The 18,496-nt window shown below is 27.2% G+C and carries 18 protein-coding genes; 2 read left to right on the forward strand and 16 right to left on the reverse strand.

Going from position 1 to position 18,496, the window contains the following annotated elements; translation table 11 throughout:
• Positions 1-3 precede the first annotated feature (3 nt).
• From CS899_RS03615 to CS899_RS03630, 4 genes are all read right to left on the reverse strand, one after another.
• Positions 4-1,935, reverse strand: coding sequence for a TcaA second domain-containing protein (locus CS899_RS03615; RefSeq protein WP_099203581.1), 1,932 nt, complete (start codon positions 1,933-1,935; stop codon positions 4-6).
• 39 nt (positions 1,936-1,974) lie between these two features.
• The gene (locus CS899_RS03620) at positions 1,975-2,595 is read right to left on the reverse strand and encodes a DedA family protein (protein WP_099203582.1); all 621 of its coding nucleotides are present in this window, start codon (positions 2,593-2,595) and stop codon (positions 1,975-1,977) included.
• 114 nt (positions 2,596-2,709) lie between these two features.
• Complete coding sequence (locus tag CS899_RS03625) at positions 2,710-3,540, reverse strand: DnaJ domain-containing protein (RefSeq protein ID WP_099203583.1); 831 nt, start codon at positions 3,538-3,540, stop codon at positions 2,710-2,712.
• Positions 3,537-3,926, reverse strand: coding sequence for a metallopeptidase family protein (locus CS899_RS03630; protein WP_099203584.1), 390 nt, complete (start codon positions 3,924-3,926; stop codon positions 3,537-3,539). Before CS899_RS03630 ends, CS899_RS03625 begins: the two co-directional genes overlap by 4 nt.
• Positions 3,927-4,034: 108 nt before the next feature.
• On the opposite strand from CS899_RS03630, the gene CS899_RS03635 reads away from it, so the two are divergent.
• Positions 4,035-4,943, forward strand: a complete 909-nt coding sequence (locus CS899_RS03635) for an AAA family ATPase (protein ID WP_099203585.1) — start codon at positions 4,035-4,037, stop codon at positions 4,941-4,943.
• 4 nt (positions 4,944-4,947) lie between these two features.
• Positions 4,948-6,726: a vWA domain-containing protein gene (locus tag CS899_RS03640; RefSeq protein WP_099203586.1), complete on the forward strand. Its 1,779-nt coding sequence runs from the start codon at positions 4,948-4,950 to the stop codon at positions 6,724-6,726.
• A gap of 279 nt (positions 6,727-7,005) precedes the next feature.
• On the opposite strand, the gene CS899_RS10795 is transcribed toward CS899_RS03640, so the two are convergent.
• The 12 genes from CS899_RS10795 to CS899_RS03695 form a co-directional block, all read right to left on the reverse strand.
• Positions 7,006-7,173, reverse strand: a complete 168-nt coding sequence (locus CS899_RS10795) for a hypothetical protein (protein ID WP_164995836.1) — start codon at positions 7,171-7,173, stop codon at positions 7,006-7,008.
• 54 nt (positions 7,174-7,227) lie between these two features.
• On the reverse strand, positions 7,228-8,097 hold the full coding sequence (locus CS899_RS03645; RefSeq protein ID WP_099203587.1) for a D-alanyl-D-alanine carboxypeptidase family protein: 870 nt from the start codon (positions 8,095-8,097) through the stop codon (positions 7,228-7,230).
• A 191-nt stretch (positions 8,098-8,288) separates the two neighbouring features.
• A complete protein-coding gene (locus CS899_RS03650; protein WP_099203588.1) occupies positions 8,289-8,996 on the reverse strand; it encodes a CPBP family intramembrane glutamic endopeptidase in 708 nt (235 codons plus the stop codon).
• Entirely contained in the window at positions 8,989-9,573 is a 585-nt protein-coding gene (locus CS899_RS03655) for a TetR/AcrR family transcriptional regulator (RefSeq protein ID WP_099203589.1), read from the reverse strand. Before CS899_RS03655 ends, CS899_RS03650 begins: the two co-directional genes overlap by 8 nt.
• A gap of 120 nt (positions 9,574-9,693) precedes the next feature.
• Positions 9,694-10,893, reverse strand: coding sequence for an ABC transporter permease (locus CS899_RS03660; protein ID WP_099203590.1), 1,200 nt, complete (start codon positions 10,891-10,893; stop codon positions 9,694-9,696).
• Positions 10,893-11,570 (reverse strand): ABC transporter ATP-binding protein, encoded by a 678-nt coding sequence (locus CS899_RS03665; RefSeq protein ID WP_099203591.1) that lies wholly within the window; start codon positions 11,568-11,570, stop codon positions 10,893-10,895. Before CS899_RS03665 ends, CS899_RS03660 begins: the two co-directional genes overlap by 1 nt.
• 1 nt (position 11,571) lies before the next feature.
• Positions 11,572-12,903 carry an efflux RND transporter periplasmic adaptor subunit gene (locus CS899_RS03670; RefSeq protein ID WP_099203592.1) on the reverse strand — a complete coding sequence of 444 codons (1,332 nt, stop codon included), beginning with the start codon at positions 12,901-12,903 and terminating at the stop codon, positions 11,572-11,574.
• Positions 12,887-13,405: a hypothetical protein gene (locus CS899_RS03675; protein ID WP_099203593.1), complete on the reverse strand. Its 519-nt coding sequence runs from the start codon at positions 13,403-13,405 to the stop codon at positions 12,887-12,889. The genes CS899_RS03670 and CS899_RS03675 overlap by 17 nt, the downstream gene beginning before the upstream one ends.
• Before the next feature lie 107 nt (positions 13,406-13,512).
• Complete coding sequence (gene nrdG, locus CS899_RS03680; protein ID WP_099203594.1) at positions 13,513-14,007, reverse strand: anaerobic ribonucleoside-triphosphate reductase activating protein; 495 nt, start codon at positions 14,005-14,007, stop codon at positions 13,513-13,515.
• Between the two features lie 4 nt (positions 14,008-14,011).
• Positions 14,012-16,132 carry an anaerobic ribonucleoside-triphosphate reductase gene (gene nrdD / locus CS899_RS03685; protein WP_099203595.1) on the reverse strand — a complete coding sequence of 707 codons (2,121 nt, stop codon included), beginning with the start codon at positions 16,130-16,132 and terminating at the stop codon, positions 14,012-14,014.
• Positions 16,133-16,345: 213 nt separating this feature from the next.
• Positions 16,346-17,269, reverse strand: coding sequence for a polysaccharide deacetylase family protein (locus CS899_RS03690; protein ID WP_099203596.1), 924 nt, complete (start codon positions 17,267-17,269; stop codon positions 16,346-16,348).
• Between the two features lie 16 nt (positions 17,270-17,285).
• The gene (locus tag CS899_RS03695) at positions 17,286-18,488 is read right to left on the reverse strand and encodes a S41 family peptidase (RefSeq protein ID WP_099203597.1); all 1,203 of its coding nucleotides are present in this window, start codon (positions 18,486-18,488) and stop codon (positions 17,286-17,288) included.
• Positions 18,489-18,496 lie beyond the last annotated feature (8 nt).

The raw sequence follows: 18,496 nt of genomic DNA on the forward strand, positions 1-18,496 counted from the left end.
CTCCTATTTTAGTTTTAACAATAAAGTATTATTTGTTTCTATACTCCTATAAGTTGTTCCCCATAAGTCTACATACCAAGCTTTTTCATCTTCGTCAAATTTAAAGTGGAATCCTGTTTTCTTATCTACGTATTCATCTAAATTATTTAAATCCGGATTTTTATCATCATTACTGAATTTACCTTCTTTATAGTTCAAGTATCCTCCAACATAAGCTGACGTAGAACTAAAATATCCACCTTCTTTAACATCAAATGAATCTTTATCTACCAAATAAGACATATAATCTCTAATGTAATATTGATTATTTCCTATATTCTTGTTAATCCATCCTATTGCAGCATCTAATTCTTCTCCACCTAATGTTGTTAACATATTTATATCTGAATTCCTAAAAGCTTTACTGTCATTTTGCAATGTAGTCTTTATCATACTGATAAATTTATCTAACATTAAATTATTTTCATAGTTTACTTTAAATTTAGCACTACCATCAGCATTTATTAACGCTATTGAATCTGAAAGTCCATATCCTATAGCTGATTTATTTAATACCGCTATAGAATTACCATCATCTAAGTTTTTACCTTCCATCTCGTTAAATTCTTCTACTGTCTTATTAGTGTTTTTACCATCTATAAATACTAAGGCTTCATCATCTGCATTCCTAATTTCAAATTTATAGTTTCCTTCTTGCAAATCAAAACTATCATTATAAATTTCAGAATTTGAATAACCTAAATTAAGATTATAATTAGCTTCATTATTTTGATATTTAACATATGCTAGATCTTTTAATTTTAAAAACTCAAACTCTGTAATAATATCATATACACCTGGTATTACTAACATTTCTCCTTTAATTATCTCTCTTTCATCTCCTATTTTTATAGTTTTTTCAACTATACTTTCAGTATTAATAGATAAGGGAGATATCTTTACCTTATATCCTGGAAAAAGTAAGTGTTTTTTACCAGCTTCAACTATTCCTATTAAATTTTTAGTCTTATAATTCTTATTTTCCTGTATATTCTTAACATCTGATTCTACAGAAGTCTTAACATACTCCTTAAATTCGTTATCTTCTTTATACAATTTCACGAAATTAGATATAGATTTCTTGTAACTTTCTGTATTCTTGCCTTCAAAAGATACTATTTCTTCTATTTTTTCAGTATTTCCTTCTTCTAATCTCTGTATAAATTCTTTGCTTACGTTATCTAATGAAACACTGTCTCCACCAGAAACAATCATTATTCCTAAAAATAATAAAAATACACATGCTAGAGAAGTAATTAGATATATAAACTTGATGGGAAACTTCCTTTTTTGTACTTTATTTTCATCTTCTTTATCATTTTTGAATCTTCCCATTATTTCTGATAATTTATCTTTTAGTATTCTAAAATTAAAACTGTTTTTTCCAGCTTTTTCCTTTTTTATCTCAGAATTTGTTTTTTCTTCTATATTTTTCTCATTAGGAACTTCTTCTCTTACTAAATTTTTTCCTACATTATTTTCGTTTACTTGTTTATTTTCTTCTTTATAATTACTAGTTTGAAGATTTTCTTTTTTGTCTTCAATTTTACTTTTATCAATTTTTTTATGAACTATTTTTTTTACTTTTTTAGGCTTTGATACTCTTAATATATCTTCTTCTACTTTATCATCTTCTAATTTTATATGCTTTTTATCTAGAGTAGAATCATTGTAGTTTTTTCTTAAAAAGTCACTTTTTTTAGTTATTAAAATTCTTCTACCTTTTAAAGGACTGTCTTCTTCCCAATCATATTCAACAATATTTGGATTTAATTTTCTTTTTTGAACATCTTCAAATTTAGTCTTATTATCTTTGTTAATTTCTAAATCATCAATTAACTTTCCAATAAAGCTTTTCTTTTTTGAATTGTTACCTTTGTCGTTATCATCAGCCAAGACGAGCACCCTTTCTTAATATATTTTATATAAATACTATTAGCTATCTTTACCTTCTTTTTTCTTCTTTTTTATCCTATAAAAAATATAACCAAGACCTACTATCAAAATAGCTCCAAAAACTATCACTGTATACTCTTTTATCAAAACTTCAATTTGTATCCAGTTATCTCCTAAGTAAACGCCTAAATATGTAATAATAGAGTTCCATATTAAAGAACCAAGAGCCGTTAACCCTATAAATTTACCTATATTCATTTTAGCCATTCCTGCTGGAACTGAAATAATTGAACGAATAATAGGAATCATTCTACATACAAAAACCGATACACTAGCATATTTTTTATATATTTCCATAGCCTTATCTAGTTTTCCGCCTTTTACTTGTAAAATTTTATTCCCTTTTCTTAAAAGATTTTTTACTCTATCAGAATTTATGTAGTACCCAATATAATATAAAATAATTGCACCAAGTACAGATCCTATAGTCGCAAATATCACTACCCCAAAATAGTTAAGGTCTGTAGAGGTTGTGAAAAATCCTCCAAGTCCCAAAATAACTTCTGAAGGAATTGGTGGAAATAAATTTTCTATAAAAATAAGTAAAAATACTCCAAAATATCCATAATTTTCTAAAAATCCTATTATAAAACTTTCCATGACATCACCCAGTATATTATAACATAGAAATAAAGAGGAGTGATAGCTCCACCCCTCTTTATTTCTATGTTATAATTTTATTCCTTAAATATTTTACTCAAAATTATTATATTCTTAATTTATATTCATTTTATTATATCTTTGTATATTCTCTTCACTTAAAAATTCATATGCTGAATTAACTTTTTGAAACATTTCTGTAGCTTCTGAACTCTTATTTATGTCTGGATGGTACTTTTTAGCAAGCTTTCTATATGCTGTTTTTACCTCATACTTATCAGTGTTTTCTGGTACTCCTAAAACCTTACAACTTTCTTTATATTTAGTTCTAAAGTCATCTAAAGGATTTCCATAGCTTTGATTGTAACCTCCATAACCCTGTCTTTGACCACCATATCCACTGTAACCTCCAAATTGATTTCCGAAGTCTTCATCATTCATATTATAAGTTTTATAATAAAAACCTCCTCCACCTTGAGTAAAGTTTTTAAATATTTCTTCCCAAAAATCATTTTGTGCTCGTTGTTGCTCTTCCCTTTCTCTTTCTTCTCTTGCTTTTTTATCTTTATAATCTTTTGAAAATTCCCTATAAGATTTAAAATTAGCTTTGTTATTTATTAAATAATCCCCATAATTCCTTAAAAATTCTACAGCTGAATAGTTAATATAATCTAGCCAACTTGCAAATATTTTACCTATCATTGGAATAATAACAAATATAAATATTGATGTAACAATTACTACCATAGCATATGGATTAAACAACAAAAATGGTCCTAATATAAAAAAGCCGCCACATGCTACCATTACTAAAGCAGACCAAAGGATTTTTCCTAGTTGTGAAACAAATGTTACTACAAAATTAACTCCCTTTGATAGTCCTCCTACTATAATTTCTATAAACCTAGCAAGTTTTAATATAAACTTCCCCCAAATTTTCCTCATTCACTATGCCTTTCTAAATAATTATTTATAAATATTTTATCTTCAACCACTAAAGAATAATCTCCTGCCTCATACTCTATGTGATGCCTAAATTCGTGTATTAAAATTTTACCCAATTCTTCTTTTAATTTTTCTTTACTCCAGTTTTGATAAAGTTTCATAACTGAACCATAGTATATCTTTATGTGATTGCCAGTATTTCTATTTCTAATATATTCCCCTGCTATGTATAATTTACTTGGCTCAATGCTTTTTGTATGTATCTTTGCTCCTTCAATTAGCACTATACCACCATGTAGGTTTTTGTATAATGCTTTAGGAATACTTTCTGCAATTTCTTCTAACATTTCTTCCACTTCTTCTATTGAATAATTATATTCACACATAGCTATACCTCGAATAATACTAATTATAACATAAAGATATTAAAATAAACTTAATAATTAAATGATAATTTTAATCATTATGGTATAATTATCTACTGGAGGAAAACTATGATTAATTTTTTAAAAGAACAAGGAATAAATAATGAATTAATAAATGGAATATTAGAATTTAGGAAAAAATATTCCAATGATAAATATATAGAAAGAATACCTACACCTCATTACAAATACTATGGCAAAGAAGTTTGGGAACAAGCCATTAGTGCAATTCTACAAGGTTCCAATATACTATTAACTGGCCCTAAAGCAACTGGTAAAAATGTACTTTGTGACAATTTAGCACTACTTTTTGAAAGACCAACATGGAACATATCTTTTCATGTAAACACAGACAGTTCTACTTTAGTTGGTACAGATACTTTTGTAAATAACCAAGTTTCTTTTAGACCTGGTCCTGTTTATGATGTTGCTATAAATGGAGGTTTCGGGATATTAGACGAAGTCAATATGGCAAAAAATGATTCTGTCGCTGTTATTCACTCTAGTTTGGATCATAGAAGAATTATTGATATTCCTGGTTATGACAAAATAAAACTAGATGATGCAACAAGATTTATTGGCACTATGAATTATGGATATGCTGGAACTAGAGAATTAAACGAAGCTTTAATATCTAGATTTTTAATAATTGATATGCCTATGTCTGATAAGAATACTCTAGAAAATATTTTAAAAACAGATTTTGATTTAACAAAAAATGCTATAGAATTATTTACTAAACTATTTTTAGATTTACAAGAAAAAAGTTTAAACTCAGAAATATCTTCTCGCCCAATAGATATTAGGGGATTAATAGCTGCTATTGGTGCAATGAAAATAGGATTAGATATAAAATCTGCTTTAAAAATAGGTATTGTTAATAAAACTTTTGATAATTTTGAAAAAGAAATAATACAAGATGAAATAGACAGTTTGTTTAGTAATAACCTTACTAAAGAAGATATATTTATAGGTTAATAAAATGTCTGAAAATTTAAACACATTTGAAAATATTAGAAGGAATAATTTAATTTGGACTATTTCAAACAATTATAATTTTTTACCAAATTACAGTATTTTTGAATTTGGTAGCGATGAAAAAATTAATTTTTATAAATCTGCTCTTTCTGGTTTTTCTTATATGAAATTTCAAATGAATGAAATTTATTCATTTTTAAATATTTTAATAAATGACAATCCAAAACCAGAAGATTACTATAAAGTTACTGAATTAATACTGGAAGAATATTTTTGGAATTACTATGAAAAATATAGACCAGGTATACTTGAATACAGAAACTACACAGTAAAAACTAAATTTGATTACTATAAATTTAGACAACCTACAAACTTAACTGAAGAATTAGAGTATGCTTTTTATAGTAGGAAATTAAAACAAGTTCCTAAAACTAGAGAAATGACTATACTTTTACTAAATGACATAATGAATTTAAAAGATATAAAAAACAGTTCTGACTTAATCTTAAAACTAAAGAATATTATAAAAAATCATTTTTACTTAAATTTAGATTTAAAATATAAACAAAAAATAGATAAAATCGTTGAAAAAGCTAATGAAAAAGAGTTGGAAAAATCTCAAAATAAACCTAAGCTAGAGTTTAACAGTAAAGGTGATACCAAAGTAGATGAAGAAGTAGAGGCTGCTGAATTTAACAAAATAAATCTTTTATCTGAAGATATGAATAAAAATAATGATGAAAAAGATGAAAATTACAGTAAAAACATTTATTCTAAAGAACTCTATACTAAAGATTTAGCTGAAAAAGTATATGGTAAAAGCATCTTAAACAAAGTTAATAATTTAAAACTTGAAAATAAGTTATGTACAGGTTATCATGACGGAATTAAAATTTTAATTACAAAAGGTGAATTTGGAAATACACCTAATGAACAATTTAGAATATCTGAACAAGAGTTTAATAAAAAGGAAAATTTAAAACATTTTGAAAAAAACTTTCTTATATATAAACGATCTATCACCAAATTAAAAGATACTATACAAAAGGAAATACTGGCTGACTTAGAAGAAAGTTCTACTTTGTCTGGCTCTGGAAAATTAATTCCTTCATATCTTTGGAAACCAAAGTATTTACACAATAATAAAATATTTTTAAAAGAACTAAAAGATGAAATAGGTACAGTTTCTGTAGACATATTACTTGATAGTTCTGCTTCTCAAATAGAAAGGCAAGAAATAGTCGCTTCACAAGGTTATGTAATTGCACAAGCATTAACAGAATTAAATATCCCTACAAGAGTTATGTCTTTCAATAACTTCTATAATGTTTTAGTTTTAAGACTTTTTAGAGATTATAACGATACTCAAAATAAAAATCAAAATATTTTTGAATATAGCGCGTCTGGTTCTAATAGAGATGGACTTGCTATAAAAACTATAAATCATTTGATGAAAAATTCTCCTGTTGATAGAAAAATTTTAATAGTTTTAAGCGATGGAAAACCATATGATAAAATAAATATTAAAATAATTGGTAACTTAAAACAAAAAGCTGTAGATTATGTTAAAGAAGAAGCTGTTAGAGATACTGCCAAAGAAGTATTTTTAGGTCGTAACTCTGGCAACACTATTCTTGGGGTATTTACTGGAGAAACTAAAGACTTACCTAGTGAAAAGAAAATATATGGACAAGACTTTGCATATATATCAAATATAACAAGATTTTCAGATATTGTTGGAAACTTTTTGAAAAATGTATTTAAAAATGGATTAAATTACTAAAAGAACGGTTAAAAAACCTTTCTTTTAGTAATTATAAAATATATCCAGATTTTTAAACTCAGTCCACTCTTTTTTATTTTCCTCATTTTCTGTTAATTCTATAGCTTTATCAATATAATGTGTTGCAATTCTAAGAGCATCTGGAAAATATAAATGCGATATTATTGTATGAGAAATAACAGAATAAACATATGCTAACTCTTCTCTATTTTCTTCTATATTATCTTCTAGAAAATGTGCTTGGTTTAATAGTTTAAAAAAAACATTATTAGTGTCTATTCACCATTCTTGAAAATCTATAATTTTTTCTACTAAATAGTCATCATTTAATGTTTCAAATAAATCTTCTTTGCTTATTGGAGGAGCCCACCAATCTAAAAAATGAAATACTTCTTTTTCTTCATTATAATAATCATCAATTTTCTTATCTTTTTCTTTTTTATCCATTCTTTTCTCCTTATTATTTCTATATAATTAATACCGGCTAATTAAATATGTACTTTAAACTTCATTCATAATACTTATAGTATCTTTTATTTGTGGTTCATTCTCCTTTAAAGTAGCCCCCATTACTATACATATGTATTCTTTATCCTCTTTTTCAACAAGTGTCGCCCAACAATGTCCTGCTTTTTCTGTAGTCCCAGACTTTCCACCTATTATCCTGAAATTTTTTTGTTTATATCCATCTAACTTACTTAAAACTGTGCTTTTTATATTAATACCACCTGGATGATCTAATGTAGACGTGGAAGTGTATTCTTTAGCGGTAAATATTGTTTTAAAATCTTCATTTTTTAATGCATACTTTAATAATTTAGCTATATCTTCTGCTGTTGTATAGTGATTTTCTCCATCCATTCCTTCAGGATTTTCAAAATTTGTATTTATCATACCTATTTCTTTAGCTTTTTTATTCATTAATTTTACAAACTCTGAAACGTTACCTGAAATATGTATAGCTAAAGAATTTGCACATTCACCTCCCGATGTAAGCATAGTTCCATATAATAAATCTTTGTATGTTACAGGCTCATTTCCATAAAATCCTGCCATAGATGAGTTTCTTGCAACCATTTCTTGATAAGATTTCTTATCTACTAGCACTATTTTAGATTTATCTTCTATATTTTCAATAGATACTAAAACTGTCATAATTTTAGTTAAAGATGCTGGTGATACACATTCTTTATCTTTTTTTGAAAATTCTTCTCTATCTTCTGTCAAATTATATAGTAAAATATTACTACTTTTTAGTTCTAATTTTGCAAATTTAGATTCTTTAAGTAAAAATAATATACAAATAGCTGCTATAAAAATCAACAAAGGTATAAATAAATATTTCACTGTCTCTTTAGTTTTGAGTTCCATTTTGCACTCCTTATTTTAGTATTGCAATATTGCTTAATTTAAATACTAACACTAAAAATTTACATTCCAGTTACGAAAAATTTACATAATAGTTACAATATAACCCTTAAACTAATTAATTGATTTTTTAAATTTTATTGTTTCACAATAATTTTCACAAAAAAACAAGCCATATTAATATGACTTATTTCTTAAATATTTTTATTTATTTTTTTACTTAAATAAACTGAATATATTAATAAAATTACACACTGAACAACTAAAACTATTATAGTTTTTTTACTTAATTCATTACCTGTTAAAAATGCGATAAAGTCATGTGTAAAATGCCAAATAATCGCTGGTAATAATGATCTACTAATAACAGTTATTTGACCTGCAACTACCCCAAATATAAATGAAAATACTACCTGTAATACTACATATTTTATACTAATACCTCCTGCAATATTTGTTAAATGTAGTATTGAAAATAGTATAGCTGAAACTAATATTGCATAACGCTTACTTTTTTCACTTAAAATATTCAATATAATTCCTCTAAAAAATAATTCTTCACTTATTCCAACAAATACTGTAAATATTAATAAAATTATGTAATAAAATATGTCTTTACTTAAGTCTATTTTTGAACTAAATACTATAATTTCAGAAATTATAATTGGAGTATACCATAATACTTGCTTATATATTTTACTACCTTTATCTTTTTTATTATACTTTACTTTTTTGTATATTATAATTCCTATAGTAGACGCTATTGCAAAAAATATTGTTTGAATTCCATATCCTAATATATCACTCTTAATATTATTAACTTGAATAATTACAGATGCCATAATAGGAAATAATACCATTAATATCGCTATTGCTATACTTTTAAATAAATTTTTAATCATTCTTTCTCTCCTTTTGTTTTAATATTGAAATAAATCCATAAAAACCATGAAATAATATTTCCCTTATTTCTTTATCATTGTATTTTACTTGTTTTGTATATATCATCGTTGCCATACCATGAGTTAATAACCAAATATTTCTTAATAATTTTCTACAATTCTCACTAGATAATTCTGTCTGTTTAGAAATATCTTTTATTACGCTATCACTTTCTTCATTCTTGAAAAAATCTAATAAGTTATCTTTTTTATATAAATCATTCATGAACAATGCAAAGAACAAATTAGGGTGTTCTTTTGAAAAATTTATATAGCTGAGTCCTAATCCTAAAAATGGAATATCTATATTGCTAGAAATTCTTTCTACAAAATTTTCATAATATTTTTCCATTGATATATATACATCTTTTAATAATTCTTCACTATTTTTATATTGTCTAAATATCGGTTGTGTTGAACAGCCTATATACTTTGCAAGATTTCTTATACTTATTTGTTTTATTCCATTTTTGTCTATATATTCCCTACTTTTCTCTACTATTAAATCTTTATCATACTTAACTTTAGGTCCTCTCATATTTCCTCCCTTTTAATTAAATAACGTATGTTATTTAATTAAAAGTATACACTACTAAATTTTTTATGTCAATAATTTTTCACATAAAAAAACAAGCCATATTAATATGACCTGTTTATTCTATGCTAATATTTCTATTACATTTTTATTTGCTGCTGCTTTTGCAGGGCTATAGCTAAATATAATTCCTATTGCAAGTGAAATTATAAGTGCAGTCATTACTGGACCTGCGTGTATAGCTACTGAAAATGGTAAAAATATTGAAATAACCATCGCAAAAATCAATCCAAAGAAATAACCTAGTATTCCACCAAGTATAGTTATAATTATTCCTTCTAACAAAAATTGCATAGTTATATTTCTTTTAGTTGCCCCAAGTGCTCTTCTTATACCTATTTCTTTTGTTCTCTCTGAAACTGATATAAACATCATGTTCATCATTCCTATTCCCGCTATAAACAATGATATACCACCTATTAATGCTATGAATAAAGTTATGCTGTCTAGAACGCTTGAAATGCCATCCATTATTTCTCCTAAATCCACATACATATAGGAGCCTAAACTTTTCATAGAACCTTTTTCTTCTAAATATTCCACTACATTCTCTGAGACATCTTTTACATTAGCCCCTTTATTTAAATAAACTGTGATTGTAGATGCATTCACTTTTTCTTTATTGTAAAATTCATAGGTTTTTTTTGGCATATACACATCATATGTTGCTCCAAACATTTCCACAGTATTTTCATAAATTCCTACAATATTATATGAGAGACCTTTTATATCTACACTTTTATTTATATAGTTTTTTGTATCAGGATATAATGTTTCTGCTAATGATTCACTTATTATTACAACTCTACTCTCTTTTGCATTATCAACTGATGTTAAATTTCTACCATCAGATATAGATTGTTTTGTAGAATTTTGTATTTTTACCATAGCATTTTTTTTATTGTTTCTTGTTTCTAACTCTAGTTTTACATCATCTCCCATTATAGAACCTTGCATTTCTTCTACTTTTGAAACACCTGAGAGTTTTTCAATATTCCTTATATCGTTGCTATTAAAAAATTCTATATTTTCATCGTTGTACAAATTACTATCATTAGCTTGAAATGTTATTGTTGTTGAAAGCTCATTGCTATCTTCACTTGTAAGGCTATCTACTACATAATTCTCAAATCCTTGTCCTATCGAAATTATTGCTATAACTGCACCAATTCCTATTATTATCCCAAGCATGGTCAATATACTTCTCTTTTTATTTCTTTTTATAGCTCCAAAAGCGTCTGAAAATAATACTGAAAACCTCATTATAAATCAAACCTCTCTTCTAAATTTCCATCAACCATAAAAAGAATTTTTGTACAATATGTTGATAGAGTTCTATCATGTGTTACCATTACTACTGTTGTTTTATTTTCTGTATTTAATTTTTTGAATATATCCATTATTTCTTTTGAAGTAACTGAGTCTAAAGCTCCCGTTGGTTCATCAGCTAAAATAAACTTAGGTTTATGAACTATTGCTCTTGCAATTGCTACTCTTTGTTTTTGTCCTCCTGAAAGTTGTGTTGGATATTTGTCAATTTTTTCAGGTATTCCTACACTTTCTAAAGCTTTTAGAACAACTTCTCTAGTTTTTTTTGGGGATAGTCCTGCATACAATAATGGTAATTCTATATTCTCTCTAACTGTATAATTATCAATTAAATTAAAATTTTGAAACACAAACCCAACGGACTCATTTCTAATATGAGATAAACTATCATCACTTTCATTTTTTATAAGTTTATCTTCAAAAAAATACTCACCTTCAAATTTGTTATCCATAAATCCAATTATGTTCATTAATGTAGATTTACCAGAGCCAGATTCTCCCATTATACCTACAAACTCTCCCTCTTCTACTGTAAAAGTAACATCTTTTAAAACATGCAACTTTTCTTCACCAGAATCATAAGTTTTATTTACTTTCTTTATTTCAATCATCTTAATTCTCCGGTTTTGTGCTATTTGTTGTCTCGCTTATATTTGTTGCATCGCTACTATCCATATTTGTTGTATCTGTTGGGTCAATATTTTCTTTTTTCTTATCTTCTGGAGTGTTTGTTTCAACTTCCATTCCCTCTTTTATACCTTCAACATTTGCAACTATTTTATCTCCAACTTTTAGTCCATTTTCTAATTTATACACACCATCATCTTGTTGTACTTGGATTTCTTTCTTTACAGTTTTTCCATTTTCTACTGTATAAACATAATATTTACCACTACTTTTTTCTACAGCTTCTTCTGGTATAAATATATCTTCTTGTGGAAGTTTTATATTTACTGAAAAACCATAATGAATTACTTCGTCCGGCTTTACGTCAAAACTATAACTTGAAACAGATGACCCTCCTGATTGCTGGGAAAGAGCTATCTGTGAATCACTGCTAATTGGAAGTGAATCTATATAAGTTATAGTTCCTCCTATTTTTTTACCTGAATTTGCTATTTCTATATCTACTCTATCTTCTAATTTTATTTTTTCATAATCATATTCTGTTACTTTTCCTTTTATAACTATGTCCTTACTTGTTATAGATATGACAGGTTCTCCACCTGTCATACTAACTCCTGCTTTGGCGGCTTCTTTATTTAGTTTTACTATACCTCCAACAGTAGCTTTTTCAACATAGTTCATGTTTTTCTTAGTTGAAGCTATTTTTGCATCTATTTCTTCGTACTGAGCTTTTAATTCTTTCGAACTTGCCTCTCCTTGCGTAATAGTTGCTTGTGCTGCTTGTGCCTCCGCCTGTGCTTTTTGTAAATCACCTTGTAATTTAGTTAATTCACCCGTTCCAGAAGTTGCTCCTATTTTACTTGGATCCATATCCATACTAGGTGTTTCAGATATGTTATTTATCTTTGATGTTATATCTTCTATTTTTTTGTTCGCTGAACTTAACTCTCCCTTGGCACTACTTACTTGACTTTGAACATCTTTATAAGAACCATATAAATTATTGTAACTTCTAGTAAGTTCATCTACTGTATCCTTTATTGTTTCATTTTCATAAATAAATAATTTTTGTCCTACAACTACTTCTTCGTCGTTTTTTACATAATAGTCTATTATTTCACCTTTAGTAGAATCTAAATATATATCTTGATTGCTGCTTGCTTGTGCTGAACCTGTAAAAGTTATAGGATCTTGCTCTTCAACTTTATACAAATCTACAACTTCTTTCTTATCTCTACTAAAAAATATAGTTAGTGCAATTGCTATTATAAAAAATATAGAAACTACAGCGATAATTATTTTATTCTTCTTCGTCATAATTAGTATTAACTTCCTCTTTTAATTTTTTGTATTTTTTATTTAACATTAATATTCTAACTGATGGTAATATCGCTATTATCCAACCTATTATTGCAACACCTATTGTTACAGCTATTGTTATAGCTAAAACAGCTTCTACTTGATCTGTTGGCAAAGTTGATAGTTCAGCTTCTGCAGTTTTTTTAATATCACCTGTAATTAATTGCATTATGGTTATGATTATACTGTATGCTGTAATTAACAATTTTAATATGTAAGCTATTATATTAATATCTGTGCCTTCAAATATCTTTTTATTATTCTGTATTGCTATAAAAATTGTGTATATAGTAATTATAAATATCACTACTGAAATAATTGTGTTTAATACGTTTATTTCTGCCTTATTAAATATAATACCGATTAAACCAATAGCTGATAATACCACTCCAATAATACTAAACACCAAAAATATTGTATTCCATGTTTTCATTTTTTTTGTAATCTTTTCTACTAACATATATCCCCCTATTATATTATGTGTGCACTAATTCGCTAATACAATAATAGTATATCAAAGACTTTAAGCAAAAACAATAAAAAAATAGAAGTATTTTTTATATACTTCTATTTTTTATAAATAATTACTTCATTATTTTCAAAAGTTTTTTTCAAATCTATAATTCTCTGATTTTCTGAACCTCTAAATTTAAGTCGTAAATTCTTTTTTTCTTCAATAAATGGTCCATCTACTAAAACATCACATAGTTTTAATAATTTTTTATTATTTTCAACTTCTATTAATTTTTCAAATACACGCCCTGAAAAAATCCATATACTTTTGTTAGATTTCTTTCTAATATCTAAAACTACCTTCAATAGTCCTTCTGTATTATCAAAAGGCTCTCCTCCTAGTATAGTAAGTCCTTCTATAATGTCTGATGACAGATTATTTAAAATTTGTTTTGTTTCTTCATCAGTCCAAACAGTTCCAAAATTAAAGTCTTGATATTCTTTATTAAAACAATTTTTACATCCTATTGTACAACCTGTAACAAATATCGTTGTTCTTACGCCTGGACCATTCGCAACATCAAATTCTCTTATTTGTGCGTATCTCATAATATTAAATGTGTAAAACTCTATCTTTTATCTCTTTGGTTCTTCCTTCATTCCAAAAATTTTCTCCTAAATATCCACAAGTTCTTCTTGTAACATTCATTTTAGCAGTATCTTTATTTCCACATTGAGGACATTCCCAGTCATTGTCATCATTTAAAATTATTTCTCCATCATATCCACAAACTTGACAAAAATCTGATTTAGTATTAAATTCTGCGTAAGTTATGTTATTGTAAATATAATTTACCATTGTTTCTAATGCTTCTAAATTATGTGCCATATTTGGTATTTCAATATATGATATACAACCACCTTTTGACCTATCCTGGAATTTAGATTCAAAACTAAACTTCCTGAAAGCATCTATTTCTTCTCTAACATCCACATGGAAACTATTGATATAATATCCTTTATCTGTTATATTTTCTATTTCTCCAAATCTATTTCTGTCAATAGAATTGAATCTGTGTGTTAAACTTTCAGCTGGAGTTCCATATAGAGCAAAACCAAGTCCAGTTTCATTTTTCCACTCTGTTATTTTTTCATTAAGTCTATCCATTATTTTTAGTGCAAATTCTTCTCCTACTGGATCTGTGTGACTAACTCCTTTTGTTAATAGAGTTGCTTCATATATTCCAATATAACCTAAAGTTACTGTTGCATATCCATTTGTTAGTAGTTTTCCTACTGGCTCATGCTGCCCAAGTCTTGCTATTGCACCATGTTGCCAATGTATTGGTGATGAGTCACTATTAGTATTTTGTAATAATTCATATCTCAACATACAAACTTTCTTACATAATTCTAATCTTTTGTCTAGTAAATTAAAGAATTTTGTTTCATTACCTTCAGCTAATATCCCTATTTGTGGCAGATTTAAAGTTACAACTCCCATATTAAATCTTCCATCAAATTGGTATTTACCATTTTCATCTTGCCATGGTGATAAGAAAGCTCTACATCCCATAGGACTAAATACATTACCTTCATAATTTTCACGCATTTTCTTAGCTGAAATATAATCTGGATACATTCTTTTTGCTGTACATCTTATGGCTAAACTTGTTAAATTATAGTACTTACTTTCTTCGTTTATATTATTTTCATCTAATACATATATTAATTTAGGAAATGCTGGTGTAACATATACTCCAACTTCATTTTTTATTCCTTGGATTCTTTGTTTAAGTATTTCTTCTACAATTCTAGCTGTTTCTACTTCATATTCGTCGCCATCAACAACATGCATGAATAGTGTTACAAATGGAGCTTGTCCATTACTAGTCATTAATGTATTTATTTGATACTGTATCGTTTGAATTCCTGACTCTAAGTCTTTTTGAGTCATTTTATCAGCCATTTTTTCAGCAAGTTTAACATCTCCTACAGTTTCGACTGCAAGACTTAAATTTTTCTCATAACTTCTTCTTAAATACTTACCTAAACATTTTATGTCTATACTTTGTCCACCATATTGATTACTAGCTATTTGTGCTATAATTTGTGTCATAACATTACATGCTACTTGAAAAGATTTTGGTGATTCTATCATCTTGCCATTGACTACTGTTCCGTTGTCTAACATATCTTTCATATTAACTAAACAACAGTTAAACATTGGCTGTATGATATAGTCCATGTCGTGAATATGTATAGCGCCTTCATCATGTGCTTGAATTAAATCTGTAGGAATAATTTTTCTTCTAGCTATATCTTTTGAAACTTCTCCTGCTATTAAATCTCTTTGTGTTGATGCAATATAAGCATTCTTATTTGAATTTTCATTCATTAACTCTGCATTTTCTGTTGCTAAAAGTCCTATTATACTATCATCTGTAGTATTAGATTCCCTTTTATATGTTTGTACTGCCTTATAGTTTTCATAAGCTCTAGCCGTTGCAGGATTGTTATTTTGTATTAATTTATAATATACTTGATCTTCTATATCTGTAATGCTCATTACTCTACCAGTAGTTTTTGCAAAGTCCTCTATTTCATTTGCTATTCTTTCTGCAAGTCCTTCTTCATAAACTCCCGTACTACTGTTCATAGCCTTTACTATGGCTTTGGATATTTTATCTTTGTCAAATTCTACTTTGTTTCCATCTCTTTTTATTACTTTCACTTTTATCACCCACAATTATTCTAGCACACAATATATAGTGTTTCAACCACAAGACAACCTATATATAGTGTGTATCTTTATGCAGTACTTTTTTAGGTCTTCGCTTATTTTACGTTCTTTAGCAATTTTTTTATTCATTTTTTAATAAAATTACTTATTAAATATACAAAATAAAAAAATCTCACCTACATCTTGTGGTAAGATTTTTTATTTTTATTTGAAAATTCCAAATTTATATCCATTATCTTTGTAATATTTAATTATATCTGGTAAAGTTTGCATTGTAAGTTCTTTATTCTTATTATCATGCATTAATACAACAGCTATATCTTTAGTTGGAGATTCTGCTATACTAGTTTGTACTTTTTTAATCATTTCTTCAGCTGTAACAGGTCTTCTTTTTTTAGGTTCAGCGTCACCATTCATTGCATTCCAATCAATCCAATCTACTCCTGCTGATTTTAATCGTTCATCTGCTGTTTCTAAACCTTTCCAAGACATATGCCCACCTGGATATCTCCAAGTTTTACATTTAAACTCTTCTCCTAAATATTTTTTTAATACCGCATCTATCTTGTTATACTCTGTCATTATTGCATCTGCATTTCCAACTCTATTTGGATACAAATATTTATAATCATGAGAGTAACTGTGCATAGCTATCCCACTACCTTCTATATGGATTCTTTTTAACATTTCAGCTGTACTATCATTTATATTTCTTCCTTGTAAGAAAAATGTACCTTTAACACCATTGTCTTTTAAAATATCTAGTATTCTACCTGTAGAAGCATTGTCTGGTCCATCATCAAAAGTCAAAAATACCAATTTTTCTCCTTTATACGGAGCCTTTCCTCTTATATAATTACTTATTTCCCCTGCATTATATACAATAGAAGTTTCTATGTTTTCTGTTGTAGATTCTTCTGTAGCTATTTCTGTAGCTTCAGTTGGTTTTTCTGTTGATTTGTTTTTAACAGTTTTTTCAGTATCTTCTGAAGAATTTGTTTCAGCTATACCTTTATTATTTTGTTCACTATTTTTAAAATTTCTTTTTTGGAATATTAGTACTCCAAACAAAATTAATACTATTAATACATAACATGCAAATTTAATATATTTTGAATCTAACTTCATAATCCCTCCTTTGCCTTTAGTTTTTATTTAAAATATCTATCGCAGTCTTCAGTTGTAAATCTTTATCAATATTTTCTGGCCCTAAAGGTATATCTTTTGGTAACTCTACAACTTTATTAGGGGTAACTCCTTTTTCATGAATTCTATTGTTTTTTGGTGTAAAGTATTCTGAAGTAGTTATGTTTACCGCTCCACTGTCTCCTATCCTATCTAGCGGTATAGAAGTCTGTACTATCCCTTTTCCAAAAGACTGTGTCCCTATTACAAATGCTTTTTCATAATCTTGCAAAGCTCCTGTCAATAATTCAGATGCAGATGCTGATCCACCATTAATTAACACAGTCATTGGAAGAGTCTGTTCTTTTTCATCTGACTTTTCGACTTTTTCTTTTCCATTTTTATCTACCATTTTTACTATATCACCTTCTGGCAATAAATAATCAGCTATGGATACTGTAGATGTTAAAAGACCTCCAGGATTTCCTCTTAAATCTAAAACTATTCCTTTTACTTTTTCTTTTTTAAGCTTTTCAAAGGCTTCAATAAATTCTCTATCTGTATTTTCATTAAAATTAGATATAGATATATATCCTATATCATCTATTTTAGTATTTTCTACAGTTGTTAATTCTATTATATCTCTTTTAATTTTAAATTCTAAGTCCTCATATTTTTCATCTTCTAAAGGACGTCTAATAGAAAGAACTACTTCTTCTCCTACTTCACCTTTCATCTCAGCTACTGCTTCATTTAACTGTTCTCCGGAATATATTTCACCATTTATTTTTGTTATTAAATCACCTGTTTTTATTCCTTCTTTGTAAGCTGGAGAATTTTTAATAGGAGAAATTACCTGAATTAAATTATCTTTTGTAACGGTTACTTGTAGTCCTACACCTGAAAACTCTCCTGATGTACTCTCTTGTAATTTAGCTAATTCTTCACTATCTAAATACATAGAATATGGATCATCTAACCCCTGAAAAAGCCCCTTAAACATGGAGACTTGTAGTTTTTCTTTATCAGTCTCAAATAAAAAATTTTCATCTATTAAATCCATTAAGCTATTTAATTTTTTAAAGCTTTCTGCTCTTTCTTCATCTGATAATACGGTCTTACTATCTGTATTTATTGAAACTATAGTGCCAACATAAAAAGAGCTCACACTAAGTAAAATAACTATACTAAAAGCTAAAAACACTTTTAAATATCTCTTCATTTCTCACC

The sequence above is a fragment of the Miniphocaeibacter massiliensis genome (assembly GCF_900232905.1).
GTDB lineage: Bacteria > Bacillota > Clostridia > Tissierellales > Peptoniphilaceae > Miniphocaeibacter > Miniphocaeibacter massiliensis.

Excerpts from the sequence above, each read along its gene's own strand:
- CS899_RS03625 (WP_099203583.1), bottom strand. The coding sequence starts at position 3,540 with ATGAGGAAAATTTGGGGGAAGTTTATATTAAAACTTGCTAGGTTTATA.
- CS899_RS03645 (WP_099203587.1), bottom strand. The coding sequence starts at position 8,097 with ATGGAACTCAAAACTAAAGAGACAGTGAAATATTTATTTATACCTTTG.
- CS899_RS10795 (WP_164995836.1), bottom strand. The coding sequence starts at position 7,173 with ATGGATAAAAAAGAAAAAGATAAGAAAATTGATGATTATTATAATGAA.
- CS899_RS03675 (WP_099203593.1), bottom strand. The coding sequence starts at position 13,405 with ATGTTAGTAGAAAAGATTACAAAAAAAATGAAAACATGGAATACAATA.
- CS899_RS03640 (WP_099203586.1), top strand. The coding sequence starts at position 4,948 with ATGTCTGAAAATTTAAACACATTTGAAAATATTAGAAGGAATAATTTA.
- CS899_RS03695 (WP_099203597.1), bottom strand. The coding sequence starts at position 18,488 with ATGAAGAGATATTTAAAAGTGTTTTTAGCTTTTAGTATAGTTATTTTA.
- CS899_RS03650 (WP_099203588.1), bottom strand. The coding sequence starts at position 8,996 with ATGATTAAAAATTTATTTAAAAGTATAGCAATAGCGATATTAATGGTA.
- CS899_RS03655 (WP_099203589.1), bottom strand. The coding sequence starts at position 9,573 with ATGAGAGGACCTAAAGTTAAGTATGATAAAGATTTAATAGTAGAGAAA.
- CS899_RS03620 (WP_099203582.1), bottom strand. The coding sequence starts at position 2,595 with ATGGAAAGTTTTATAATAGGATTTTTAGAAAATTATGGATATTTTGGA.
- CS899_RS03690 (WP_099203596.1), bottom strand. The coding sequence starts at position 17,269 with ATGAAGTTAGATTCAAAATATATTAAATTTGCATGTTATGTATTAATA.
- CS899_RS03670 (WP_099203592.1), bottom strand. The coding sequence starts at position 12,903 with ATGACGAAGAAGAATAAAATAATTATCGCTGTAGTTTCTATATTTTTT.
- CS899_RS03660 (WP_099203590.1), bottom strand. The coding sequence starts at position 10,893 with ATGAGGTTTTCAGTATTATTTTCAGACGCTTTTGGAGCTATAAAAAGA.
- CS899_RS03630 (WP_099203584.1), bottom strand. The coding sequence starts at position 3,926 with ATGTGTGAATATAATTATTCAATAGAAGAAGTGGAAGAAATGTTAGAA.
- nrdG (WP_099203594.1), bottom strand. The coding sequence starts at position 14,007 with ATGAGATACGCACAAATAAGAGAATTTGATGTTGCGAATGGTCCAGGC.
- CS899_RS03635 (WP_099203585.1), top strand. The coding sequence starts at position 4,035 with ATGATTAATTTTTTAAAAGAACAAGGAATAAATAATGAATTAATAAAT.
- CS899_RS03665 (WP_099203591.1), bottom strand. The coding sequence starts at position 11,570 with ATGATTGAAATAAAGAAAGTAAATAAAACTTATGATTCTGGTGAAGAA.